Origin of the sequence: Burkholderia sp. Se-20378, from assembly GCF_017104665.1 — a bacterium.
Classification (GTDB): Bacteria; Pseudomonadota; Gammaproteobacteria; order Burkholderiales; family Burkholderiaceae; genus Burkholderia; species Burkholderia lata.
In genome coordinates this window covers 1-835 of record NZ_JAAGPG010001144.1, presented here as the reverse complement: position 1 = coordinate 835, position 835 = coordinate 1, and the positions used below count along the sequence as shown (strand labels likewise).

Genomic DNA, 835 nt, shown 5'->3' with positions numbered 1-835 from the left:
ATGCCGGCGGATGCTGCCCGGCAGCCTGCCGCACGCGCATGGCGATCCGCTGGCGCGTGCCGCCGCCGGGCGTGGCGAGCGCCACCGCGACGCAGCCGAGCAACAACAGCAACTCGAGGCCACGGGCGGCCAGTATCGACATCGTCATCGCGCGGTATCCAGTTTCGAGATCTTGCGGATCACCAGCAGGCCGACCGTCAGCAACCCGGCCGCGATCGTCAGCATCGTGTTCCCCGGGTGCGTCGTGAACAGCAGCATCACGTAGTCGCGGTTCACGAGGAACAACGCGCCGATCATCACGAACGGCACCGCCGAAATGATGTTCGTCGTGATGCGCCCTTCGGCGGTCAGCGCGCGGGTCTTCAGACGGATGTCGCGACGCGTGCGGATGATGCTCGACAGCTCGTCGAGCGTTTCGCCGAGGCTGCCGCCCGTCTCGCGCTGCAGCAGCAGGTAGACGGTGAAGAACGAGAAGTCCGCGATCATCAGCCGGTCCGCCGCCTGCGTCAGCACGTCCTTGAGATCCGCGCCGACGCGCAGGCTGTCGCCCATCGAGCGGAAGGTCGCGCGCACCGGCTCGGCCGCGCCGTCGCCGACCATGCTGATTGCCTGCGTGACCGGAATGCCCGCGCGCACGGCCCGCACGATCACGTCGATCGCGTCGGGGAACGCTTCGAGAAAGCGGATCCGGAAGCGCTCGACCAGCGCACGGTAGCTGGCGCGCATCGCGACCAGCGGCAACCCGACGTAGATCAGCGGACGCAGGAAGCCCGGCGGCCCGATCAGCTTCACTGCGACGATCGCCGCGATCGCGCCGGCGATCGTGCTCGCGACA

At 68.5% G+C, this 835-nt stretch carries 1 protein-coding gene; it reads right to left on the bottom strand.

Annotated elements, in window-relative coordinates; all coding sequences use genetic code 11:
- Window positions 1–144: 144 nt before the first annotated feature.
- Window positions 145–835: type II secretion system F family protein (locus G3N93_RS40650; protein WP_206135591.1), on the bottom strand; the 691-nt coding region annotated here is incomplete at its 5' end.